25 protein-coding genes and 5 tRNA genes are annotated in these 24,372 nt (G+C 57.4%); all 30 read right to left on the reverse strand.

All coding sequences use genetic code 11. The annotated features are described in order from the left end of the window. Positions 1–12: 12 nt before the first annotated feature. The 30 genes from rplV to folP all read right to left on the reverse strand — a co-directional run bounded on the left by rplV (position 13) and on the right by folP (position 24,300). Positions 13–363 (reverse strand): 50S ribosomal protein L22, encoded by a 351-nt coding sequence (gene rplV, locus M5R41_09570; GenBank protein MCZ7556638.1) that lies wholly within the window; start codon positions 361–363, stop codon positions 13–15. Between the two features lie 21 nt (positions 364–384). After that, entirely contained in the window at positions 385–666 is a 282-nt protein-coding gene (rpsS, locus tag M5R41_09575; GenBank protein MCZ7556639.1) for a 30S ribosomal protein S19, read from the reverse strand. Continuing rightward, positions 666–1,502 carry a 50S ribosomal protein L2 gene (gene rplB / locus M5R41_09580; GenBank protein ID MCZ7556640.1) on the reverse strand — a complete coding sequence of 279 codons (837 nt, stop codon included), beginning with the start codon at positions 1,500–1,502 and terminating at the stop codon, positions 666–668. The genes rpsS and rplB overlap by 1 nt, the downstream gene beginning before the upstream one ends. 33 nt (positions 1,503–1,535) lie before the next feature. Then, complete coding sequence (rplW, locus tag M5R41_09585) at positions 1,536–1,823, reverse strand: 50S ribosomal protein L23 (protein MCZ7556641.1); 288 nt, start codon at positions 1,821–1,823, stop codon at positions 1,536–1,538. Positions 1,824–1,838: 15 nt separating this feature from the next. Continuing rightward, positions 1,839–2,468 (reverse strand): 50S ribosomal protein L4, encoded by a 630-nt coding sequence (rplD, locus tag M5R41_09590; protein ID MCZ7556642.1) that lies wholly within the window; start codon positions 2,466–2,468, stop codon positions 1,839–1,841. Positions 2,469–2,477: 9 nt separating this feature from the next. Beyond that, positions 2,478–3,107: a 50S ribosomal protein L3 gene (gene rplC / locus M5R41_09595; GenBank protein ID MCZ7556643.1), complete on the reverse strand. Its 630-nt coding sequence runs from the start codon at positions 3,105–3,107 to the stop codon at positions 2,478–2,480. A 24-nt stretch (positions 3,108–3,131) separates the two neighbouring features. Next, positions 3,132–3,440, reverse strand: coding sequence for a 30S ribosomal protein S10 (gene rpsJ, locus M5R41_09600; GenBank protein MCZ7556644.1), 309 nt, complete (start codon positions 3,438–3,440; stop codon positions 3,132–3,134). Positions 3,441–3,515: 75 nt separating this feature from the next. Further along, on the reverse strand, positions 3,516–4,727 hold the full coding sequence (tuf, locus tag M5R41_09605) for an elongation factor Tu (GenBank protein ID MCZ7556645.1): 1,212 nt from the start codon (positions 4,725–4,727) through the stop codon (positions 3,516–3,518). A gap of 60 nt (positions 4,728–4,787) precedes the next feature. Further along, complete coding sequence (gene fusA / locus M5R41_09610; GenBank protein ID MCZ7556646.1) at positions 4,788–6,872, reverse strand: elongation factor G; 2,085 nt, start codon at positions 6,870–6,872, stop codon at positions 4,788–4,790. Between the two features lie 31 nt (positions 6,873–6,903). Then, positions 6,904–7,371 carry a 30S ribosomal protein S7 gene (rpsG, locus tag M5R41_09615; GenBank protein MCZ7556647.1) on the reverse strand — a complete coding sequence of 156 codons (468 nt, stop codon included), beginning with the start codon at positions 7,369–7,371 and terminating at the stop codon, positions 6,904–6,906. A 26-nt stretch (positions 7,372–7,397) separates the two neighbouring features. Beyond that, entirely contained in the window at positions 7,398–7,772 is a 375-nt protein-coding gene (gene rpsL / locus M5R41_09620; protein ID MCZ7556648.1) for a 30S ribosomal protein S12, read from the reverse strand. A 173-nt stretch (positions 7,773–7,945) separates the two neighbouring features. Beyond that, positions 7,946–12,319 (reverse strand): DNA-directed RNA polymerase subunit beta', encoded by a 4,374-nt coding sequence (rpoC, locus tag M5R41_09625; protein MCZ7556649.1) that lies wholly within the window; start codon positions 12,317–12,319, stop codon positions 7,946–7,948. A 63-nt stretch (positions 12,320–12,382) separates the two neighbouring features. Beyond that, entirely contained in the window at positions 12,383–16,153 is a 3,771-nt protein-coding gene (gene rpoB, locus M5R41_09630) for a DNA-directed RNA polymerase subunit beta (protein MCZ7556650.1), read from the reverse strand. A 268-nt stretch (positions 16,154–16,421) separates the two neighbouring features. After that, positions 16,422–16,802, reverse strand: a complete 381-nt coding sequence (rplL, locus tag M5R41_09635; protein ID MCZ7556651.1) for a 50S ribosomal protein L7/L12 — start codon at positions 16,800–16,802, stop codon at positions 16,422–16,424. Between the two features lie 51 nt (positions 16,803–16,853). Beyond that, positions 16,854–17,387, reverse strand: coding sequence for a 50S ribosomal protein L10 (rplJ, locus tag M5R41_09640; GenBank protein MCZ7556652.1), 534 nt, complete (start codon positions 17,385–17,387; stop codon positions 16,854–16,856). A gap of 118 nt (positions 17,388–17,505) precedes the next feature. Then, positions 17,506–18,204 (reverse strand): 50S ribosomal protein L1, encoded by a 699-nt coding sequence (rplA, locus tag M5R41_09645; protein ID MCZ7556653.1) that lies wholly within the window; start codon positions 18,202–18,204, stop codon positions 17,506–17,508. A gap of 9 nt (positions 18,205–18,213) precedes the next feature. Continuing rightward, entirely contained in the window at positions 18,214–18,639 is a 426-nt protein-coding gene (gene rplK, locus M5R41_09650) for a 50S ribosomal protein L11 (protein MCZ7556654.1), read from the reverse strand. A gap of 24 nt (positions 18,640–18,663) precedes the next feature. Next, on the reverse strand, positions 18,664–19,239 hold the full coding sequence (nusG, locus tag M5R41_09655; GenBank protein MCZ7556655.1) for a transcription termination/antitermination protein NusG: 576 nt from the start codon (positions 19,237–19,239) through the stop codon (positions 18,664–18,666). A gap of 20 nt (positions 19,240–19,259) precedes the next feature. After that, positions 19,260–19,448: a preprotein translocase subunit SecE gene (gene secE / locus M5R41_09660; protein ID MCZ7556656.1), complete on the reverse strand. Its 189-nt coding sequence runs from the start codon at positions 19,446–19,448 to the stop codon at positions 19,260–19,262. Positions 19,449–19,479: 31 nt separating this feature from the next. Next, a tRNA-Trp gene (locus M5R41_09665) sits at positions 19,480–19,552 on the reverse strand. Between the two features lie 6 nt (positions 19,553–19,558). Next, positions 19,559–19,726, reverse strand: coding sequence for a 50S ribosomal protein L33 (gene rpmG / locus M5R41_09670; protein MCZ7556657.1), 168 nt, complete (start codon positions 19,724–19,726; stop codon positions 19,559–19,561). Positions 19,727–19,779: 53 nt separating this feature from the next. After that, positions 19,780–19,855: transfer RNA gene (locus tag M5R41_09675), tRNA-Thr, on the reverse strand. Between the two features lies 1 nt (position 19,856). Then, a tRNA-Gly gene (locus tag M5R41_09680) sits at positions 19,857–19,931 on the reverse strand. Positions 19,932–19,963: 32 nt separating this feature from the next. Then, a tRNA-Tyr gene (locus M5R41_09685) sits at positions 19,964–20,046 on the reverse strand. Between the two features lie 12 nt (positions 20,047–20,058). Beyond that, positions 20,059–20,131 (reverse strand) — tRNA-Thr (locus tag M5R41_09690). Between the two features lie 86 nt (positions 20,132–20,217). Continuing rightward, the gene (locus M5R41_09695; protein MCZ7556658.1) at positions 20,218–21,003 is read right to left on the reverse strand and encodes an alpha/beta fold hydrolase; all 786 of its coding nucleotides are present in this window, start codon (positions 21,001–21,003) and stop codon (positions 20,218–20,220) included. Positions 21,004–21,007: 4 nt separating this feature from the next. Next, positions 21,008–21,964, reverse strand: a complete 957-nt coding sequence (gene miaA, locus M5R41_09700; GenBank protein MCZ7556659.1) for a tRNA (adenosine(37)-N6)-dimethylallyltransferase MiaA — start codon at positions 21,962–21,964, stop codon at positions 21,008–21,010. Positions 21,965–21,966: 2 nt separating this feature from the next. Next, complete coding sequence (locus tag M5R41_09705; GenBank protein MCZ7556660.1) at positions 21,967–22,626, reverse strand: protein-L-isoaspartate(D-aspartate) O-methyltransferase; 660 nt, start codon at positions 22,624–22,626, stop codon at positions 21,967–21,969. Continuing rightward, a complete protein-coding gene (gene cdaA, locus M5R41_09710; protein MCZ7556661.1) occupies positions 22,623–23,444 on the reverse strand; it encodes a diadenylate cyclase CdaA in 822 nt (273 codons plus the stop codon). The genes M5R41_09705 and cdaA overlap by 4 nt, the downstream gene beginning before the upstream one ends. Then, positions 23,434–24,300 carry a dihydropteroate synthase gene (gene folP / locus M5R41_09715; protein ID MCZ7556662.1) on the reverse strand — a complete coding sequence of 289 codons (867 nt, stop codon included), beginning with the start codon at positions 24,298–24,300 and terminating at the stop codon, positions 23,434–23,436. Before folP ends, cdaA begins: the two co-directional genes overlap by 11 nt. Positions 24,301–24,372 lie beyond the last annotated feature (72 nt).

Below are 24,372 nucleotides of genomic sequence, written 5' to 3' on the forward strand. Positions count from 1 at the left end.
GCTCCTGCTTGCCTAGTCTTTTTCGGTTACTACGATTGTAAGATGATTCGACCGCTTGCGAACGCGGAACGCCCGGCCCATCGGTGCGGGCAGAATGCGCTTCGCCATGGGACCGCCATCAACGGTGATGGTCTTGACGAAGACGTTTTCGGGATTGATTCTTCCGCCATCCTTGGCGTTGATGAGATTCGCCACGGCCGAACGGAGTGTCAGCTCACACACTTTCGATGCGTGCTTGGGCGAGTAATGCAGAATGTCCAGTGCCTGTTCGACGGATTTCCCGCGGATCAGGTCGGCCAGCAGCCGCATTTTGCGGGGCGACCCCTGGATGTATCGTTTGATAGCGCGTGCTTCGAGACTCATGGTGTACCTTGACGAATTCGTTTATCGGGACGATCTTTCGGCCTTGCCGCCGGGATGGCTCCGGAAAATCCGCGTCGGGGAGAACTCGCCAAGTTTGTGGCCGATCATGTTCTCCTGCACGTACACCGGAATGAACTTGTTACCGTTGTGCACCGCGAAGGTGTGTCCAATGAAATCCGGCGGAATCGTACTGCGCCGCGCCCACGTTTTGACCACACGCTTCTGGTTCGTCCTGTTCAGTTCCTCGACCTTCCGGGCAAGCTTCTGATCGATGAAGGGTCCTTTTTTCAGTGAACGTGCCATTACTTCTTCCGCGACTTGATGATGTACTTATTGGACAAATTCTTCTTCTTGCGCGTCTTCAGACCTTTTGCATACTTGCCCCACGGGGAGACGGGATGCTGACGGCCACCACCCGATTTCGACTTCCCTTCGCCGCCACCATTGGGATGGTCGACGGGGTTCATGCACATACCGCGCACATGCGGACGTTTACCGCGCCAGCGGCTGCGACCGGCCTTGCCCCAGCTGATATTCTCATGCGTGCTGTTGCTGACCTTGCCGATGGTGGCGGAGCAGTTGTTCGGGACCATGCGGACTTCGCCGGAGGGGAGCTTGATCTGTACATGCGGACCATCTTTCGCGACGAGTTGTGCGGCATTGCCGGCGCTGCGCGCGAGCTGGCCACCCTTGCCGGGGCGCATTTCGATGTTATGCACGAAGGAACCGAGCGGGATATTCTGCAGCGGCATCGTGTTGCCGTCACGGATTTCCGCCTCTGGCCCATTCATCAGTGTTTCGCCCACTTTGAGGCCATCCGGCGCGAGGATATACCGCTTTTCGCCATCGGCGTACACAAGCAATGCGATGCGTGCGGAACGGTTGGGATCGTATTCGATGGTGGCGACACGTGCCGGGATACCCAGTTTGTTGCGCTTGAAATCAATGATCCTGTACTTGCGCTTGTGACCGCCGCCGCGGTGCCGCGATGTAATCCGGCCCTTGTTGTTCCGTCCGCCCGATTTGGACAGCGGTGCAAGCAGGGATTTCTCCGGCGTCGTGCACGTTACTTCTTCGAATGTCGATATCGAATAGTACCGTGTCGCAGGCGTCATCGGACGAAGTTTTCTAACAGCCACTGCTCGATTCCTTCTGTAAAATTCGTTTCTCGTTTATGCTTCCAGTAATTCGATCGTTTGACCCTGTTTGAGGGTGACGATCGCCTTTTTCCAGTTAGGGCGATTGCCCGGGATGCGGCCTCGACGGGTAAATTGCGCCTTGCGCTTCCCTTTATAGCGGATGGTCCGTATGCTTTCGATATCCACGGAAAACCGCTTCTCGATGGCCTTTGCAATCTCGATCTTGTTCGCGTTGATGTCCACCTCGAAAGCGTACTGATGCTTCTCTCCGAGCATGGTCATCTTTTCCGTAAGGATCGGGCGCTTGATAATGCTGTTCATATCCTGTCCACCGAATTAGATTTTCGTGAAGGTCTGTTCGATCACCGGCAGAGCGCTTTTCTGAATCAGAAGCATCTGATTGTTCAGCACGTCGTATGTCGACGCTTGTGCAGCTTCACGGATCTCGAGTGTCGGAATATTGCGCCCTGCGAGCCAAAGGTTTTTGTCATACGCCGGGACGAGGAGCAAGGTCTTGGTATTTTCCAGCGACAAGGCCTTCAGAATCGCCGCCACTTCCCTCGTGCGGGGTTCGTTGACCGTAAAATCGTCAACGATCATGATTTGCTGATCGGCCGCTTTCATGGAGTAGGCGGACTTACGGGCGAGCTGACGCATTTTGGTTGGGAAGCTTTTGCGGTAGTTCCGCGGGCGCGGGCCAAACACCGTACCGCCACCGACCCACAGCGGAGAGCGGGACGAACCGGAACGCGCGGTGCCGCGGCCTTTCTGGCGCCAGGGTTTCTTTCCGCCACCGCGGACTTCCGAACGCTCTTTGGCTTTCGAGGTACCCTGACGACGATTCCCGAGATGGATGCGTACGGCCTGGTACACGAGATGCGCGTTGGGCTCGACGCTGAACACGTTCTCGTTCAAGGCGATCTGATCAGCCTTCTGACCTGTTGTTGTGTATGCTTGGACGTTCATGGTTCAGGGTTACTTGGCTTGTTTGTGAATCTCGAGGAAGCTCTGCTTCGCTCCCGGAACCGCACCCTTCACGATGATGAGGTTTGATTCGGGGATGACGCGTACGACGGTGAGGTTTTTGTAGGAGACGCGGGCATTACCCATGCGTCCGGCCATACGCATCCCGCGAAACACGCGTGACGGATAGGAGCTCGAACCGATCGAACCTGGTGCGCGGAGGCGGTTGTGCTGGCCGTGCGTGGCGGTACCGACACCACCAAACCCATGACGGCGCATGACGCCCTGAAAACCTTTGCCCTTGGTCGTTCCGGACACAGTCACCTTTTCACCGGCTTCAAACATGTCGACGGTCACCGTATCACCGGATTTCATCGCGGAAACGTCAAAGCCCTTGAATTCCCGGATTTTGCGCAACGGGCGGGTATTGAATTTCTTGAACTGGCCCATGTCGGGCTTGTTCGTGCTCTTCGGGCGCTTCTCACCGAAACCGAGCTGTACGGCTTCGTAGCCGTCCTGCTCTTTCGTCCGAAGCTGCAGTACGGTGCAGGGACCGGCTTCGATGACGGTGCATGGAATGTGCTTGCCATTCTCATCGAAGATGCTCGTCATTCCGAGCTTTTTTCCAAGTATTCCGGGCATAATTTCTAACCAGCTAATAGGTCGTTACACTTTGATTTCAACGTCGACACCAGCGGGCAGCTCCAGCTTCATCAGCGAGTCGACGGTACGCTGCGTGGAATTGAAGATGTCGATGAGTCGTTTGTGCGAACGGGTTTCAAATTGCTCGCGGGACTTCTTGTCAACATGCGGCGAGCGCAACACCGTGTACACCGAGCGCTTGGTGGGAAGCGGGATCGGGCCCGATACCACTGCGCCGGTAGACTTCACTGTCTTGATGATTTTCTCCGCCGACTTGTCGATCAGATTGTGATCGTAGGATTTCAGTTTGATACGGATCTTTTGCTGCGCCACTGTCACTAACCTTCTTCTTGGAGAGAGAAAAAACAGTGGGTGGCGTTTCCACCCACTGTCCTTATCACATTCTGATTACTCGATAATCTTGGTTACGATACCCGCGCCTACGGTGCGGCCGCCTTCGCGGACGGCGAAACGGAGACCTTCTTCCATCGCGATTTCGGAAATCAGCTCGATGGTCATACCGTCCACGTTGTCACCGGGCATAACCATTTCCGTGCCGGCGGGCAGGACGGTGATACCGGTCACGTCCGTCGTGCGGAAATAGAACTGCGGGCGGTAGTTGTTGAAGAACGGAGTGTGACGTCCACCTTCCTCTTTCTTCAGCACGTACACCTGCGCGTTGAACTTCTTGTGCGGGGTGATGCTACCGACTTTCGCGAGAACCATGCCGCGCTCGAGTTCGGTTTTGTCGACACCGCGGAGAAGCAGACCGACGTTGTCACCGGCCATACCTTCGTCCAATTCCTTGCGGAACATTTCCACACCCGTCACGATCGTCTTCTTGTGGGCGCCGAGACCGACGATTTCCACTTCGTCCTGCACATGGACCTTACCGCGCTCGATACGTCCCGTGCCCACGGTTCCGCGACCGGTGATGGAGAACACGTCTTCGATCGACATCAGGAAGGGCTTGTCGGTTTCGCGCTCGGGAATGGGAATGTAGGCATCGCACGCATCCATGAGTTCCCAGATGCAGTTCAGACGGTTGTCATCGACGGGAATGTCGCTGTCGGTACCGGCTTCGAGTGCATGCAGAGCGCTGCCGCGAATGATGGGAATTTCGTCGCCGGGGAATTCATAAGAACTGAGGAGCTCGCGAAGTTCGAGTTCGACCAGTTCCAGAAGTTCGGCGTCGTCAACCATGTCCACCTTGTTCATGAACACGACGATACGGGGCACACCCACCTGACGGGCAAGCAGAATGTGCTCGCGTGTCTGCGGCATGGGGCCGTCGGAGGCTGCAACCACGAGAATGGCACCGTCCATCTGTGCGGCACCGGTGATCATGTTCTTGACATAGTCAGCGTGGCCCGGGCAGTCGACGTGAGCGTAATGCCGGTTGGCCGTCTGATACTCGACGTGAGCGGTAGCGATGGTGATACCACGCTCGCGCTCTTCCGGTGCGTTGTCGATGGAATCGAAGGTACGCACTGCGGAAAGACCCTTTTTCGCGAGCGCCATGGTGATGGCTGCGGTCAACGTGGTTTTACCATGGTCGACGTGACCGATGGTGCCGATGTTGACGTGGGGTTTGGAACGATCGAATTTTTCTTTGGCCATGGTACTGTAGCTCCTGTGACTTGTATGAATGTGAACGTTTTTCTGTGATGTCGTGAACCGTTATTTGCCCTTGATCTTCTCGATGATTTTGTCACCGATACTGGACGGCACTTCTTCGTAATGACTGAAGTGCATGGTATAAATGGCGCGTCCCTGGGAGAGGGAGCGCAGCGTCGTCGCGTACCCGAACATCTCCGCGAGCGGGACTGTCACCTTCACGACCTGTGCGTCACTGCGCGAGCCCATACCTTCGATACGTCCGCGGCGCGAGTTCAGATCGCCCACAATACTACCCATGTACTCTTCCGGTGTGACGACTTCCACCGAAAACACTGGTTCCAGCAGAACCGGATTCGCCTTGCGCGCAGCTTCCTTGAAAGCCATGGAACCCGCGATCTTGAACGCCATTTCGGACGAATCCACGTCGTGATAGGATCCGTCATAGAGGCGTACCTTCACATCCTCGATGGGATACCCGGCAAGCAAACCGTTGCGCATCGCTTCCTTGATGCCTTCCGACACGGCGGGAATGTACTCGCGCGGGATGACACCGCCGACGATCGCATCCTCGAATTCGTAACCCTTGCCTTTTTCGTTCGGCATGAGTTCGATATACACATGTCCGAACTGGCCACGACCGCCCGATTGCCGCACGAACTTGCCTTCGGCTTTCGCGGCGGTGCGAATGGTTTCCTTGTAGGCCACCTGCGGTTTTCCGACGTTGGCCTCGACACCGAATTCACGCTTCATGCGGTCGATCAGGATCTCCAGATGCAACTCGCCCATACCGCTGATGATGGTTTGTCCGGTTTCCTCGTCCGTACGGATACGGAAGGTCGGATCCTCATCGGCCAGCTTCTGAATCGCTTCGCTGAGATGCTCCTGATCGGATTTGGTCCTGGGCTCGATGGCAACGTCGATAACGGGCTCGGGGAATTCCATCTTCTCGAGAACCACAACGTCGCTGTCGCTGCACAGCGTGTCACCGGTCTTGGTGAATTTCAAACCGATAGCGGCGCAAATGTCGCCGGTGTACGCCGTTTCCACGTCCTCGCGGTGATTGGCGTGCATGCGGAGAATGCGACCGATGCGCTCCTTCTTGCCGCTGACGGAATTGAACACATACGAACCGGCGTTGACGGTGCCGGAATACACACGGAAGAAAATCAATTTGCCGACGTAGGGATCGGTCGCGACCTTGAAGGCCAACGCGGAGAACTTTTCATCATCGCTCGGCTGGCGCTCGACCTTGTCGTTCAGGTTCACATGATGACCGATGGTGGCACCGACATCGAGAGGCGACGGGAGGAAGTCCACGATACCGTCGAGCAGCTTCTGCACGCCCTTGTTCTTGAACGAGGAGCCGCAGAGCACCGGGATGATGCGCATTTCGAGCGTCGCTTTGCGCAGCACGGCCTGCACTTCGACGGGGCTGATGTCTTCTCCGTCGAGGTATTTCACCAGGAGCGAATCATCCACGTCGGCAACCGCTTCGAGCATTTTCGTGCGGTAGTCGTGGGTGATGTCCTTGAGATCCGCGGGAATATCGATTTCCTCCCAGGTTCCGCCGAAGGTGTCTTCGTGGTAAATGCGCGCCTGCATGGTGATCAGGTCGATGAGGCCGACAAAGGTCTCACCCTGGCCGATAGGCAGTGCGATGGGAATGGCGTTCGCGCCGAGGCGCGTCCGCATCATATCCACGGCATTGTAGAAGTCCGCGCCCACGCGGTCCATCTTGTTGACGAAGGCGATGCGGGGAACGCGGTACTTGTCGGCCTGACGCCAGACGGTTTCCGACTGCGGTTCGACGCCGCCCACTGCACAGAACAGTGCAACGGCGCCGTCGAGCACGCGGAGAGCGCGTTCGACCTCCACGGTAAAGTCCACATGTCCCGGCGTATCGATTATGTTGATGCGATTGTTGCGCCAGAAGCACGTCGTCGCGGCACTGGTAATAGTGATGCCGCGCTCTTTCTCCTGTTCCATCCAATCCATTGTGGCGGCGCCGTCATGCACTTCGCCCATGCGGTGCAGCACGCCTGTGTAGAACAGGATACGTTCCGTGGTCGTGGTCTTACCGGCATCGATGTGGGCCATGATGCCGATATTCCGCGTCTTGTCTAATGTAAATTCCCGCTTTGCCATTCTCTTGATTTCTATACTGATCCGGCGTCTCTCACCACTTGAAATGGGCGAACGCCTTGTTTGATTCTGCCATGCGGTGCACTTCGTCTTTCTTCTTGATTGCTCCGCCTTCATTGTTTGCCGCCGCGATCAATTCCGCCGCGAGACGGCGCATCATGCTTTTGTCTCCGCGCGCGCGCGCCGCTTTGAGCAGCCAGCGGATGGACAGTGCCGTCCGTCTCTCGGGACGCACTTCCATGGGGACCTGATAGGTGGCGCCGCCGACGCGGCGGGCACGGACTTCGATGATCGGCTGCGCGTTGAACAGGGCCTTGCGGAACAGCTCGTAGCCGTTCTGGCCTGTACGGCGCTCGATCTCGTCCATCGCTCCGTAGAGGATGCGGCGTGCGGTGCTCTTCTTTCCATGCAACATGATGGAGTTCACGAAGCGCGAAACGAGCACATCGTTGAACTTCGGATCCGGGCTCATCGGCCGGTGGTCTGCGCGTCTTTTTCTCATATGCGTCTGATCTGAGCTATTGCTGTTTACGATTTCGGCCGCTTGGCGCCATACTTGGAACGACCCTGGCGTCGCGCCTCCACACCCTGCGTGTCGAGCGTTCCGCGGATGATGTGATAGCGCACACCCGGCAGATCCTTCACGCGTCCGCCACGGATGAGCACAATCGAATGCTCCTGCAGATTGTGGCCTTCACCGGGGATGTAGGCGGTCACCTCCTGCGTATTGGAGAGGCGGATACGGGCGACTTTCCGCAACGCGGAATTCGGCTTCTTGGGCGTTGTCGTATACACGCGCGTACACACACCGCGTTTCTGCGGACATGCGTCGAGCGCCGGCGCTTTTTTCTTCGCCTTGACGACGGTTCTGCCTTTGCGGACAAGCTGGCTGATCGTTGGCACGGTATCGGTCCTTTGAGTGAGAGACTAGAATTTCTCCCGTGAGATCAATAGAACTCACAAGAGCTTATAAATTTAGTGAAATTTACTATATCAGTCAAGCACCAATCTTCTACCTTGCGCAGTTTTTCTTCCCGCGCGGTAAAACACCGCGCGGGAAGCATCTGCGCGGGCATTTATTGGTAGCTCTCCTGCGGCACCGCAGCTCTTGGCGGCGACGGGATCGTGACTTCTTCTTCCCCCTGCGTGGGGGTGACGACGATATTCTTGAACTTCTTGAGTCCGGTTCCGGCCGGGATCAGATGGCCGATGATGACGTTCTCCTTAAGTCCGATAAGATCGTCCGCTTTGCCGGCGATGGCGGCTTCCGTGAGCACTTTCGTCGTTTCCTGGAAGGACGCGGCGGAAATGAAGCTCTCGGTCGTCAACGACGCCTGGGTGATGCCCAGGAGGATCGGCTCGTAACTCGCGGGTTCCGCCGGCCGTGTATCCGGAGGCAGCTTTCCTTTTTTCTTCAGGTCGAATGCGGCCTCGCGGACCTTCTTCTTGCTGAGCAACTGCCCCTTCTTGAGCTTGGAATCCTGCTTGTCGGTAATAACGACCTTGTCGTCCAATTCAGAGTTTTCAGCGACGACACGGCCACGCTCGACGACATCGCCTTCAAGGAACTGCGTGTCGCCCGGATTGATGATGCGCACCTTCTGCAGCATCTGGCGGACGATCACTTCAATGTGCTTGTCGTTGATCTTCACACCCTGCATGCGGTACACTTCCTGGATTTCGTTGACCAGGTACTCCTGCACGGCGCCGGCGCCGCTGATGCGCAGGATGTCGTGCGGATTGATCGACCCGTCGGTCAGCCGCTCGCCGGCTTTTACGACATCATTCTCCTGAATGAGCACGTGACGACCGATGGGTGCGAGATAGGTGCGGATATCGCTGCCGTCGTGACTGGTGACAATGATTTCGCGCGAACCGCGTTTCTGCGATCCGAACGTCACCACACCGTCGATCTCGCTGACGATGGAAGGATTCTGCGAACTGCGCGCTTCGAAAAGCTCCGTGACGCGCGGCAGACCGCCGGTGATGTCACGGGTCTTGCCGATTTCGCGCGGGATCTTCACGAGTACCGCACCGGCAATGATACGCTGCTTGTTGTCCACGGTCAGGTTCGCACGCACCGGCGTATTGTACTCGGCGAGGATATGACCGTTCTCGTCCACAATCTGGATGCGCGGGTTGAGGGACTTGTCCTTCGATTCGATGACGACTTTCTGAATGTGACCTGTCTGCTCATCCGGTTCTTCGCGGAACGTGCGGCCTTCATGCAGATCCGCGTAACGGATAGTACCCGCATGCGTGGCGATGATAATGGCGTTGTAGGGATCCCATTCGTACAACACCTCGCCGCGGGCTACCTTCTGCGCTTCGTGGACAAGAAGGGTCGAGCCGTACGGGATGTCGTACTTTGAAAGAATCCGGTTATTGTCGTCGAGAATGTTCACGACGCCGTTGCGGTTGACGCAAATCACGCGATCTTCCTCATCGTCATGATAGACGACGGTCTTGATGGCGTCGAACTGTACATTGCCGTCGAAACGCGTGGCGACCTGCGACTGTGCGGCGATGCGGCTGGCGGTACCACCGATGTGGAAGGTGCGCAGCGTGAGCTGTGTACCCGGCTCGCCGATGGACTGTGCCGCGATAATCCCTACGGCCTCACCGACGTCCACAAGGCGACCGGTGGTCAGATTGCGTCCGTAACAACGAGCGCACATACCATGGCGCGACTCGCAGGTGAGCACCGAGCGAATGACGACGGATTCGATGGACGTTGCGGAAATGGCGTCCGCATGCGTCTCGGTAATCATCTCGCCCGCGTGGACGAGCAGGTTGCCACTGATGGGATCCTTGACATCGAGCAGGGATACACGGCCGAGAATGCGCTCGGACAACGGCTCCTTGATGTCTTCTCCTTCCTTCAGCGCCGCCACTTCAACGCCGCGAATGGTGTTGCAGTCGAACTCGGTCACGGCCATATCTTGCGCCACGTCCACGAGGCGACGGGTCAGATAGCCGGCATCGGCGGTCTTGAGCGCGGTATCCGCGAGACCCTTGCGCGCACCGTGAGTGGAGATGAAGTACTCGAGGACGGAGAGGCCGTCGCGGAAGTTCGCGGTGATCGGGTTTTCGATGATTTCGCCCGTCTGACCGGTGAGGCTCTTCTGCGGCTTGGCCATCAGTCCGCGCATACCCGCGAGCTGACGCACCTGCTCTTTGGAACCGCGCGCACCTGAGTCCATCATCATGTACAGGGAGTTGAAGCCGTTGCGGCTCTTCTGCAGCGTGTCGAACAGTTTGTCGGCCACACGGTTCGTCGTACGCGTCCAGATGTCGATCACCTTGTTGTAGCGTTCGCCGTTGGTGATGAAACCCATCTGGTACTGATTCAGGATGTTCTCCACATCGCGCTGGGCTTTTTCGATAAGCTGGTTCTTTTCATCCGGGATTTCCACATCGGAGATGCTGATCGAGAGTCCACCCTTGGTGGCATAGTAGAAGCCCATATCTTTGAGATTATCCAGGAAGCGCGTCGTGACCAGATTGCCCATTTTGTGGAAAATGAGGCCGATAATCTGGACCAGGCGACGTTTGGTCAGAATCTCGTTGATGAAGCCCACTTCAGGGGGTACGATGCGGTTAAAGAGCGTCCTGCCCATGGTGGTGTCCACGAGCTGCTTCGCCGGCTTACCGGCGGCGATCTCCTCCGGCGTGGACGAGATACGCACTTTGATGCGGGCGTGCAAACCGACGCGGCCCTGATCGTATGCGATCTGCGCTTCGTCGGGCGAGGAAAAGACCAGACCTTCGCCCAGATCACCCGGCAGCGCCTTGGTGATGTAGTAGCAGCCCAGCACCATCTCCTGATTCGGGATGGCGATGGGATTGCCGTTCTGCGGCGAAAGGATGTTGTGTGACGAGAGGATCAGGATGCCGGCCTCCAGCTGGGCATCGAACGACAGCGGGACGTGCACGGCCATCTGATCGCCGTCGAAGTCGGCATTGAACGCGGTACAGACGAGCGGGTGCAGACGGATGGCCTTACCTTCGACAAGCAGCGGTTGGAACGCCTGAATGCCGAGGCGGTGCAACGTCGGTGCGCGGTTCAGCAACACTGGATGTCCGTCGATGATTTTCTCGAGGATATCCCAGACGTCGGGGCCCTTTTTATCTACCACCTTTTTCGCGCTCTTGACCGTCTTGACGATACCGCGCTCAATGAGTTTGCGAATGATGAAGGGCTTGAACAGCTCCACCGCCATGTCCTTCGGGAGACCGCACTGATGCAGACGCATCTCGGGACCGACCACGATCACGGAACGGCCGCTGTAATCCACGCGCTTGCCGAGGAGATTCTGACGGAAACGCCCCTGTTTGCCTTTGAGCATGTCGGACAGCGATTTGAGGGCGCGATTATTGTCACTGCGCACCGAATTCACGCGCCGGCTGTTGTCGAACAGCGAATCCACGGCTTCCTGAAGCATGCGCTTCTCGTTGCGGAGGATGACTTCCGGCGCCTTGATATCGATCAAGCGCTTTAGACGGTTGTTGCGGATGATGACGCGGCGATAGAGGTCGTTCAGATCCGATGTCGCGAAACGGCCGCCTTCGAGAGGCACGAGCGGCCGGAGTTCGGGGGGAATGACAGGAATGACATCCAGCACCATCCACTCCGGACGATTGATGTACTCCGTTTCCTTCTTGTTGCTGAACGCGGTGACCACGCGCATGCGCTTGATCGCTTCATGGCGTTTCTGCATCGAGTTTTCCACGCGGATCTGCAGACGCAGATGATCTCCGAGCTTCTCGATGTCGATCATGCGCAACAGGGCCTTTATCGCTTCGCCGCCGATCATCGCGACAAACTTGTTCGGATCGTCGTCATCGAGTTCCTGATTGCCTTCGGGGAGTGTATCAAGGACATCGAGGTACTCTTCTTCCGTCATGAGGCGAATGTCGTTGCGGAACAGCGCCTTGTCCACCTTGTCATCGGTCTCGGCTTCGGGGAGTTCGTCGTCGAGACTGCTGAACGGTTTCGGGAAGCTCGTCGGCCCGGGATTGATTACGACGTAACTTTCGTAATAAATGATACGCTCGAGATCCTTGGACGAAATGCCGATGATGTTGGCAATTTTGCTGGGCAGCGAGCGGAAGTACCAGATGTGCACCACGGGGACGGCCAAGGAAATGTGCCCCATGCGTTCGCGGCGGACGGACTTCTGCGTCACTTCCACGCCGCAGCGGTCGCAAATAATGCCTTTGTAACGGATGCGTTTGTATTTTCCGCAATGGCATTCCCAGTCGCGCACGGGTCCGAACGTCTTTTCGCAGAACAGACCGTCTTTCTCGGGCCGGAACGAGCGATAGTTGATCGTTTCGGGCTTGGTGACTTCGCCGTAGGATCGGGAGAGGATCGCATCCGATGAGGCCAGGCTCACCGAGATGCGCGTGAAGTTTTTCTTGACTACTTCCTGCGGTTTGAAGGGCATCTTCTATCTCCAGTCATTTCATAATCGATAGTCGGGAAGAACCGGTTGTTGCGTCGTGCGCCGTCATTCGATTTTCATTTCAAGGCCAAGGCCCTGCAGCTCGCGCACGAGCACGTTGAATGATTCCGGCACATTCGGATCGGGCAGGTTCTCGCCCTTCACGATGGCTTCGTACACCTTCGCACGGCCTTGCACGTCGTCGCTCTTGACCGTGAGAATTTCCTGCAGCACATGCGCCGCACCGTACGCCTCGAGCGCCCACACTTCCATCTCGCCGAAGCGCTGTCCGCCGAACTGTGCCTTACCGCCCAGCGGCTGCTGGGTGATGAGGCTGTACGGGCCGATGGAGCGCGCATGGATCTTGTCGTCCACAAGGTGCGAAAGCTTGAGCATGTAGATGAAGCCGACGGTGACGGTCTGGTCGAAGCGTTCGCCGGTACGGCCGTCGAAGAGTTCGATCTTTCCGGTGCGGTTGAGGCCCACGGAATCCATGAGATCCTGAATCTCTTCCCATTTCGCGCCGTCGAAAATCGGTGTGGCGAAGCGCACATCATCACCGAGGCGTTCCGCGACCCACCCAAGAGCGGTTTCGTAGAGCTGCCCCAGGTTCATTCGTGACGGCACGCCAAGAGGATTCAGCACGATATCTACCGGGGTACCGTCCGCGAGGTACGGCATGTCCTGTACGGGAACCACGTTGGAAACAACGCCCTTGTTGCCGTGACGTCCGGCCATCTTGTCGCCGATGGACAGCTTGCGCTTTTTCGCGACGTACACTTTCGCGAGCTGGACAATACCCGGCTGCAGTTCGTCGCCCATCTGAATTTTGCCGCGTTCGCGCTTGTAGTCTTCCTCGAGGTCGCGACGCGCGTACTTGAAGTTGTCGTAGAGGCGCAGCAGCAACGCATTGGTCTTTTTCGATTCCACCCACGGCTGCGACGGATCGAGCTGTTCGATGTGGTCGATGTTGTTGAAGAACAGATCGTCGGTGACGGTCGTACCGCCGCGAATGATGCTGGTGCCGCCAATATCACGGACGCCCAACAGCTTTTCGCCCTTGAGCAGGGTGGTCAGTTTGGTTGCAAAGAGTTGGAACAGATCGCGACGGCGCTTGTCGAAATCCGTTTCCAGCATTTCAAGGCGTCGTTTCTCTTCCTTCTTGGTATCGCTTTCGCGTTTCTTCCGTGTAAAGAGTTTGGTCTTGATCACGATACCCTTCATTCCAGGAGGCGCCTTCAACGAGGCGTCTTTCACGTCGCCGGCCTTGTCTCCGAAAATGGCCTTGAGCAGCTTCTCCTCGGGAGTGGGATCGGACTCGCCCTTGGGCGTGATTTTTCCGATGATGATGTCGTTTTCACGCACTTCGGCGCCGACGCGGACAATGCCGTCCTCGTCGAGGTCCTTGGTCGCTTCTTCGCTGACGTTCGGAATTTCACGAGTGAGTTCTTCCTCACCGCGTTTGGTGTCGCGCACCTGCAGTTCGAATTCCTCAATGTGAATCGAGGTGAACACATCCTCGGCGACGAGTCGTTCGCTGACGATGATGGCGTCTTCGAAATTGTACCCGCGCCAGGGCATGAAGGCGACAAGCACGTTGCGGCCGAGCGCAAGTTCACCCTTGTCGGTGGAGCTTCCGTCCGCAAGCACATCGCCGCGCTTGAATTTCTGTCCGGGCCGTACCGACGGCCGCTGATTGACGCAGGTGTCCTGATTGGTACGGAAGAATTTCGTCAGTTCATATTCCTCCACGCCGTCGCTGTCGAACGCCACGAGCCGGTCGTCCGAGGAGCGGCCCAGATCGTACTGCACACGGATGCGCGTGCCATCCACGAACAGCACCTTGCCGTCGTGTTCGGCGATAATCATCGCGTGCGAATCGCGCGCGACTTTTTCTTCGAGTCCGGTGCCGACCACCGGCGCAACAGGCCGCAACAGGGGCACACCTTGGCGCTGCATGTTCGAGCCCATGAGCGCACGGTTGGCGTCGTCATGCTCCAGGAAGGGGATGAGCGCCGCGGCGGGACTCACGATCTGATTCGGAGCGACGTCCATATACACCACGTCCGCCGGCTGCACGACGGGGAAATCTCCTCGGAGACGGCATTTGACGCGATCCAGCACGAAGGTCCCGTCGGGATTGAGCGGGGCGTTGGCCTGCGCGATGACCACTTCGTCCTCTTCCTCGGCGGTGAGGTAAATCACCTCGCTGGAAACTTTTCCGTTCTTGACGATGCGATACGGGGTCTCGATGAAGCCGAATTCGTTGATCCGGGCATGGATGCAGAGAGAGGAGATCAGACCGATGTTGGGTCCTTCGGGCGTTTCAATAGGACAAAGGCGTCCGTAGTGTGTGTAATGAACGTCGCGCACTTCGAAGCCGGCGCGTTCGCGTGTCAGACCGCCCGGTCCGAGCGCCGACATGCGTCGCTTGTGGGTCAGTTCCGACAGAGGATTCGTCTGATCCATGAACTGCGAGAGCTGGTTGGTGCCGAAGAAGGCGTTCACGACACTGGTGATGGTACGCGCGTTGACCAGTTCCGCCGGTGTAAAGTTCTCGATGTCGCGGATGTTCATGCGCTCCTTGATGGTGCGCGCCATGCGCGACACGCCGACGTTGTACTGGGCCGCGAGTTGCTCTCCGACGGTACGCACACGTCTGTTTCCGAGGTGATCGATATCGTCCACCGGTTGCTGTCCCTGCAGCAGGTCGATGAGATAACGGACAATGGCCACGATATCATCGCGTGTGAGCGTGGTGATTTCCGGGTCGGTGTCGAGGCCGAGCTTCTTGTTGAGCCGGTAGCGGCCGACCACGCCGAGATCATAGCGTTTGGGATTGAAGAAGAGGCGTTCGATCAGCCCCTTGGCGGTGTCGAGATCGGGTGCTTCGCCGGAGCGCAGTTGCTTGTAGATCATTTCCAGCGCTTCCTGATCGTTGCTCGCCTCGTCCTTGCGGATGGTGTTGGCGATGACCAGGGCGTTTTCGTTGTCGGTTTTATAGACGCGAATCGTTTTCACGTGGTGCAGATGGACGACCTCCACAAGCCCCTCGTCCACTTCCACGTCGGCGTCGACGAGCAGCTCCCCGGTGGATTCGTCGATGATCTGTTCACAGAGGATGCGGCCGTAGTATTCTTCCACATCCGGAACGGTCATATCGAGTTCCTCGACCAGGTCGAAGAGTTCGAGCAGTTCCTTGTTCGAGGAATAGCCGAGGGCGCGGAGCAAGGTGGTGACGGGGAATTTTTTCTTGCGGTCGATGTACGCATACATCACATGACTGATGTCGGTCGCGAATTCCACCCAGGAACCGCGGAACGGGATGATGCGGGCGGAATACATTTTCGTGCCGTTGGGATGCACGGATTCGCCGAAGAACACACCCGGCGAGCGATGGAGCTGACTGACGACGACGCGCTCCGCGCCATTGATGATGAAGGTACCGCGGTCGGTCATATAGGGAAGATTGCCGAGATACACTTCCTGTTCGACGGTTTCGATGTATTCGTTGCTGTTGGGCTCTTCGCTTTTGCTGGAGAGGCGAAGCCGGGCTTTGAGGGGCACGGCGAAGGTAAGGCCGCGCTCCTGGCACTCCGCAACGGTATACTTCGGCTTCTCGATGAAGTATTCAATAAATTCCAGTATGTAGTTTTCTCTGGTGTCCGTAATCGGAAAATTGGTGGTAAACACCTGCTGCAGGCCCATATCTTTGCGGCTGACGGGTGCCGAGCGTTCCTGCAGGAAGCCTTCAAACGACGCGCGCTGCACGTCGAGGAAGTTCGGGTACTCGTAGAGATCCGAAATCTTCCCGAAGCTCCATCGCCCGTTCGGCATTTGCCTGAGCTTGAGATTCCGAAATGTATCGTTGAAGCCGTTCGCGTTAGAGGTAGTCAATTCCTTGCTCCTTACATGGTGCGTTCGTGTCGGAAATCCGGGTTGGCCGATCCCTGAATCGTGTCAGGAGATCGCATTGGGAGAGGGCGACAAAACGACAAGTGCGGGTCGAAGAACTCCGACCCGCGTCTTGTCGTTTCCAATCTGTGCAACACTGGTGTTCAGATGAAGCTACCGAGGTTGATTCGCTGCACGCCTCGAGTCATCCTTACTTCAGTGTGACGGTGGCGCCGGCCTCTTCGAGTTCCTTCTTCAGTTTCTCGGCTTCTTCCTTCGGGGCGGCTTCCTTCACAATGCTGGGGGCGCCGTCGACGAGGTCTTTGGCTTCCTTCAGACCGAGGTTGGTCGCAGCGCGCACAACCTTGATCACGTTGATCTTGTTGCTGCCGACCGTGGTCAGCTCGACGTTGAATTCGGTCTTCTCTTCCACTTCCGCGGCGGGGGCGGCACCGGCCATCATGCCGGGGGCCATCATCATGGGTGCGGCAGCGGTGACACCGAACTTGTCTTCCAGCGCTTTCTTCAGCTCCGAAGCTTCGAGCAGCGTCAGTTTCTCGATTTTCTCAACGATTTCATCAATCACGGACATTGTATAACTCCTATGGAGAGAATGTTTGTACAGTCGTTATCTGAGGAGGAATCAGGCAGCCTGTTCCTGTTTTTGTTTCTCGATGGCATCGATCACATTGACGATGCCGGTAATGACGCCGTTGATCGCGCCGACGATTCCGCTCGCGGGAGCGGCGATCGTGCCGATGATGCCGGCGATGAGTTCATCGCGTGTCGGCAACGAAGCAAGGTCATCGAGGCGTGCGCCGTCGAACACGTCCTTGCCTATCACGCAGGATTTCACGGAGAAGGTTGCCTCGTTATCCTTGACAAACTTCTTCAACGCGCGTGCGGGCTCGATCGGGTCGTTATAGGCAAACACGACGCCGGTCTGGTTGACGAGGTACGGAAATACGTCGTCATACCCTCCGACGGCCTGCATGGCCCGTTTGAGCAGCGTGTTCTTGATGACCTTGTAGTCCACACCGATTTTGAAGAATTCGGAGCGGAGCTGATTGGCTTTTTCAACGGTGAGTCCCGAGAAACTGACCAGGTACAGACCTGTCGTCCGCTCAAGACGTCCGATCGTGTCGTCAATCACCTGGGTTTTCTGTTCTTTCGTCATTCGTTCCTCAACGGGACAGTGCGTTGTGAGTCACTGTGAATTAGAGTAGAAGCATTGAGAGTGCGTTATCGGCGGGATGTTCGCCGAAAAGTAAACGTGTCTATATCATACGATGGGATCAGTGCAGCGCGGCCGCTTCGCTCTTGTCGACGCGAACGCCGGGGCCCATAGTCGAACTCAACGTCACGCCCTTGATGTACACGCCCTTGGCGGCGGAGGGCTTCATGCGGTTGAGTGTGGTGATAAAGGCCTGCACATTTTCCACGAGTTGCTGCGCATCGAAATTGGTCTTGCCGATCATCGCATGCACAATGCCGCCCTTGTCGACGCGGAAAGAGATTTTTCCCGCCTTGACTTCCTTGACGGCCTGGCCGACATCCAGCGTCACGGTGCCGGACTTCGGGTTGGGCATCAGGCCGCGGGGGCCGAGCACCTTGCCGAGCTTGCCCAGTTCGCCCATCACATCGGGTGTGGCGATAATCACATCGACTTCGGCCCAGCCCTCTTTGATCTTCTCGAGGTAGTCTTCGAAACCGACATGCTCGGCGCCCGCATCGCGCGCTTCCTGATCTTTCGGCGCTTTGGCGATGACGAGCACGCGCACTTCCTTGCCGATGCCGTTGGGCAGCGAGGCCGTACCGCGGATCATCTGATCCGATTTTTTGGGGTCAACACCGAGACGGACGGCGATATCAACGGACTCGTTGAACTTCGCCTTCGAGGTCTGCTTGACGAGGGCGATGCCCTCGGCGATGGAGTACTCTTTGTGTTTTTCGACGAGGCTGACGGCCTCTTTCATGCGTTTGTTCAATTTCATGGCGTCACCTTATTCCTCGACGGTAATACCCATACTGCGCGCGGTACCGGCAACCATGCTCATGGCTGCTTCGACGGTATGTGCGTTCAGATCCGGCATTTTCAATTCAGCGATTTCGCGAACCTGTGCGTTGGTCACTTTCGCCACTTTATTGCGGTGCGGTTCCGCGGAGCCCTTATCGGCCTTGGAGGCCTTCTTCAGCAGGACGGCCGCAGGCGGCGTCTTGGTGATGAACGTAAAGGACTTGTCGCCGTACACCGTGATGACGACGGGGATAATGAGCCCCATCTTTTCCTGCGTGCGTGCGTTGAACTGCTTGCAGAACTCCATGATGTTCACGCCCTTTTGACCGAGCGCGGGGCCGACAGGAGGGGCGGGATTCGCCTGTCCTGCGGGAATCTGGAGCTTGATGTACCCCGTGATTTTCTTTGCCATGATAAATTGCCTGTATACTGACTATTACGTATCGAATTCCACTTGACTGAAATCCAGCTCGACCGGCGTTTTGCGTCCGAAGATCGAGACCATCACTTTCAGCTTGCTCTTTTCCTGGTTCACTTCCTGCACAAAACCGCTGAAGGTGTTGAAAGGACCATCGATAACGCGCACGGGGTCGCCCACACGGAAGCGCACTTCCGGTACTTCGTTGTCGCGGCGCTCCTCCATCCGGCCCAGGATTTTATTCACCTCGTCCTCACGGAGCGGGGCGGGTTGTCCTTTGGGGCCAACGAAGGAAATGACCGATGGGGTGTTGAGAATGAGGTGCTTCGTGTCGCGGTCCAGAACACAATGGATCAGGATATAGCCGGGGAAGAAATTCTTGGTCTTCGTGCGCTTCTTCCCTCCACGGATTTCATACACTTTTTCCGTGGGTACGATAACGTCGACGATCCGCTCCTCCATACGCATGGACGGATCGGATTGCCGGACCTCGTTTTCGATGTAGGATTTGACCTTATTCTCATGGCCGGAATACGAGCGGATCGCATACCAGCGAAGATGGTCAACCTGTTGCTTTTCTGCTTCCGTCGCCACGAATCGAGTGCACCTTGCTGTCAGCTGCCTAACAGCGTTTCCATCAGTTTTGTGAAGACGACATCGACAAGGGAGATGAACATGCCCACGATGAGGGTGGAGACAAGAACGACAACGGTCGATTCTTTGAGCTCTTCCTGCGTCGGCCACGTCACCTTCTTCATTTCCTTGGTAACGCCGTTAAGAAAGTCGATAATTTTTTGTTTCATGGTCCGGTCGGGATGGATTCTGAATACCTCGCACGAGAGGAGGGACTCGAACCCCCAACCTGCGGTTTTGGAGACCGCTGCTCTACCAATTGAGCTACTCTCGTAAACGTTTATTTCGTTTCCTTGAAAATGACGTGCTTGCGCACCACGGGATCGTACTTTTTGTGCTCAACCCGCTGAGGATGGAGCTGCTTGTTCTTTTTCGTGGAGTACCGGTAGCCGGTACCGGCGGTACTTTCCAGCGTGATGATAATGCGGCCTTTGTTGCTCTTTGCCATGTCGTCTGCACCATTCCTGCAATGTGGCGTGTACGTAACAGTACCTGAGTACCTGGAGCTCACGACCGGGATTGAACCGGTGACCTCTTCCTTACCAAGGAAGTGCTCTACCAACTGAGCTACGTGAGCATGGAGCGGGAGACGGGACTCGAACCCGCAACCAACAGCTTGGAAGGCTGTGACTCTACCATTGAGTTACCCCCGCGCGGGGATTCCGCTCAAGGCGGAAGGAGTCTGTGGTGGGGGTAGGATTCGAACCTACGAAGTCGTGTGACAACAGATTTACAGTCTGTCCCGGTTGGCCACTTCGGTACCCCACCGTTTCCCAGTTGAGCTGGCGACCAGACTTGAACTGGTGACCTGCTGATTACAAGTCAGCTGCTCTACCAACTGAGCTACGCCAGCAGGAATGTCCACTCATGTGGACAGGATCACAAATATATGCAGGTTTTTTGAAAAGTCAAATAGCTGAGTACGCATCTGCAAAAAACTTACAGATTTTTTTTCAGGTGCTGGGCGATGAGACCGTCGAGTCCGCGCGCGGAATGGAGCATGTCCGTGCCATGGCCGGCGTTCTCATAGAGCTGTGTTTGCGCACCGGAAGCCAGTTTTGCGTACGCCTGCAGGGTCTCGACCGAGCGTACATCTTCCGAACTCGCCACCGCCAACAGTGGGCGTGCGCCCCAGGTACGGGCTGCATCTTCGGTGGGAAGTTCGTTGAAATAATTGAGCCCGGGACTGAGCAGTACCAGTGTTTTGATGCGGCTGTCGGCTGCGGCATACTGGAGGGCATTGCTGCTGCCATACGAGGCGCCGATGATACCTATGCGTGCCGGATCCACCGAGGCATGTTGCCGCATGAAGGCAATGGATGCTTCGACGTCGGCTCTCGCCTTGCGGTCGGGCCGCACGGAAGCGCCTCCGGAGGTACGCGTCGATCCGCCATAGCCACGCATGTCGATGGCGAGGACGGTTATTCCCGCGGCTTGCAGTGTTCGTGCAAGACCGGCGAAGCTGGCTCTGTCGCTGCGCCACTGATGCAGGCACAGCACCGCAGGCGCCTTGCTGCCCGCCGTATACAGCGTTCCGCTGATGCGCACGCCGTCGCTGGTGGTGAAGGTGACCTCCTCCTCGCCTCCTCGTGCGGCGGCCAGTGCGGCACTGTTCCCGCGGGCGGCCGCCGAGACTCCCGCCGTTACGTGACCGTCGCTTTTCGATTGGCAGTGGACGAGCAGAAATGCGCCCGCCAGAATCAATAGTGCTTTGTAACGCGTCATTGTGTCACTCCTTCCAGGTCGTTTCTTGCACTTGCCCGCCCTCTCGCACGATCGCGGCAGCTTTCGCAGCCAGAATTCCCGGATCGTCCTCCGCAGAGATCCATTGCATTCGAGTCTCGCGCCTGAACCATGTCATCTGCCGCTTCGCAAAATTCCGTGTATGCTGCTGTATCCGTCGTACAGCTTCATCCATCTCGAATGAACCAGAAAAGTACGCCGTCAATTCCTTATAACCAACCGATTGCATTGCCTGGCAATCGGGACTGACGCCCGCGCTGAGCAGAGCCGCGACTTCATCCGCGAAACCGTGTTCCATCATGGCGCTGACACGGGCGTCGATGCGTCTGTACAACAGCGGCCGGTCCCAATGAAGTCCGAGAATGACGCTGCGATAGGGGATTGTCGGCATACGTTCGCGCCGGATGTCCGAATACGGCCTTCCGCTCTGAAGGCAGACCTCCAACGCACGGAGGACACGCGCAGGATTGTCCTGATCGATACTCCGTATGATTTCGGGGTCCAGATCTTGGAGCTGTGTGCGTAATGCTGCGAGCCCTTCGTTCTGCAGGCGCCGCAGCAAGTTCTCACGCAGCGCCGGATCAGGTGATGGTCCCTCGAATATCCCGTCCGTGAGTGCCCGAACGTACAAGCCGGACCCGCCAACCACGAGCACCTTCTTGCCGCGCTCCGTGATGTCGTGCATCCATACCTGGGCTTCACGGTAAAAATCCCCCGCCGTCCAATTGTCTTCCGGTCCGCAGATGTCGATTCCGTGGTGGGGTATGCGCCCGAGTTCCTTGGATGAGGGCTTCGCAGTACCGATATCGAAGCCGCGAAAAACCTGGCGGGAGTCCGCATTGATGATTTCGGCCCCGAGGAGCTCGGCCAGAAGCAACGACACCTCTGTTTTTCCCGAAGCCGTAGGGCCGGTGAGCACCGTGATGACCGGAGGGAGTGGCATGCTCAGCCCTTTTTCCAGCCTTCCTTGCCTATGAGCGGAACGAACTTGAAGCCCGCGCTGCGGGCGGAGGTAAACTCTTCCCCATTGCGATGTACGAGCACCATGTCCTGCGTGTTCTCCCCTCCGACAGGAATGACCATGCGTCCGCCATCCGCAAGCTGACGCAGCAGCGACGAGGGGACGTCGGGAGCTCCCGCTGTGACAATGATGCCGTCGTAGGGCGCAAACTGGGACCACCCGACGCTTCCATCCCCCACCTTTGAAGCGATGTTGAATCCCAATCGATCAAAACGCACGCGCGCCTCTTCGAGCAGCGCGAAGTGCCTTTCTATGGTGAATACTCTCGCACCCAGCGCGGCAAGAAGGCACGCCTGATACCCGCTGCCCGTCCCGATCTCAAGCACCTTGTCGCCGCGGCGAACGGCGAGGGCCTGCGTCATAAATGCCACTGTGTACGGTTGCGATATGGTTTGCTGGCAGGAGATAGGCAGGGCGCTGTCTTCCCACGCACGGGATTGAAAAACGTCCTGCACAAATTCCTGTCGCGGAACTGCGGCAATCGCTCCGAGCACGGCTTCGTCGGTGATGCCTTTTTTACGGAGAAGCTCGATGAGCTGTGACCGCGCTACGTCCTGGTGTCTGCCTGTAGGTTTCGCGTTCATGCGTCGCTGCTTTCGTTCACTGTGCGCCTGAGCATTGCGTCAAAATGCGATTTCGATGACACGTTGAGTGCCTGCCGGAGGTGGGTGCGCAGCTGTTCGGGTGCGAAATTGCGCCGCAAGATCCCATCCTCCGCAACGGATATTGTCCCGGTCTCCTCGGAAACGACGATGGCCAGAACGTCGGTTTGCTCCGATATGCCCACTGCCGAGCGGTGTCGCATGCCCATGATAAAGCCATCTATCTGCAGCTGTGCACTGAGCGGCAGCGTACAGCGGGCGGCCATGACAACACGATCCTTGATCACCACTGCGCCGTCGTGCAGCGGAGCTTTCGGATTGAAGATGGAGAGGAGGAGCTGTTTACTGACTTCTGCGTTCAGCGGTACTCCCGATTCGATAATCATTCGTATGCCCGTGGTCCGCGTCATGATGATGAGGGCTCCCGTCTGGCGCTGGGCCATTTCTTCGCACGCCTCGACAACCGCGTCGATGGTCTCGTTCATGCTTCTGCGTACGAGGTTGGCCATAAGACGCCCGCGTCCCAGGATGACGAGCAGCCTTCGCAACTCGGGTTGAAAAAGGATAATGAAAGCGATAACCCAGATGTCGGTCAGTGTTTTCAGAATCCACGACACGGCCTGAAGATCCAGTGACGATGCGACGAAGGATCCGGCCACCACGACAAGCAAGCCCAGAAATATTTGTATCGCGATGGTGCCACGCATTATGAGATACAGGCGGTAGAAAATGAACGTCACCACCGCCACGTCCAGCAGGTCCGTCCAGCTCAGCGTGAGAAAACCGATGTCAAACAGCATAGTGTTGCTCCTCCTCGAGTATCGCTGCGGCGACGTCCAGCGCATCGCGGGTTTCGCGCACGTCGTGCACGCGAAAGACCGACGCACCATACCGCAGGGCGAGCACCGCCGCTGCGAGGCTGCCTGCAAGGCGCTGGTCCACCGCACGGCCGGTTATCTGACCAATCAGCGATTTTCGTGAGACCCCGACCATCACGGGCGCTCCGAGGTCACAAAACCGCGGCACGGATCCGATAAGCGCGAGATTATGCCGCAAGGTTTTCCCGAAGCCGATGCCGGGATCCAGAATGACCTGTCGAATTCCTTTCGCAGTGCATGCGGCCAGGCGTTCGTGGAAAAAATCGGCTACCGCGCTCACGACATCGTGGTACTCCGGATTGTCCTGCATCGTAGCCGGAGTGCCGGACATGTGCATGATCACCAGCGGCGCCCCGCTTGCCGCCGCGACGTCAATCATCGCTTCGTCGAAGCGTAGCGCGCTGACGTCGTTGATAATATCCGCCCCCGCCGTCAGTGCCGCCTCGGCTACTGGCGCTTTGCGGGTATCCACGGAGATGGGTATCGGCGACGCCGCCCGGAGTCTTTCGATCAGTGGAATGACGCGGCGCAACTCCTCGTCGATGGCGACGTCGTGGGCGCCGGGGCGCGTGGATTCCCCTCCCACATCGATAATGTCAGCGCCGTCTTCCACCATACGCAGTGCGAAGTCGACCGCTTCAGAGCTTGAAGCATGCAGCCCTCCGTCGGAGAACGAATCGGGCGTCGCATTGACAATCCCCATGACGCAGGGTCTCGTACGCAGATCGAGCGTTCGCGATGCCAGCCGCAGCAGATATGTCGATTCAGATTTTTGCATACCGTATCACTGCATCTTACAATGCGCGTCGAAAAGATGCAAAAGCGCTGCGCAGTGCTCTGCGCTGGATTG

Source organism: Bacteroidia bacterium (assembly GCA_027493955.1).
In the GTDB taxonomy this organism is placed as follows: domain Bacteria; phylum Bacteroidota; class Ignavibacteria; order SZUA-365; family SZUA-365; genus JAOSJT01.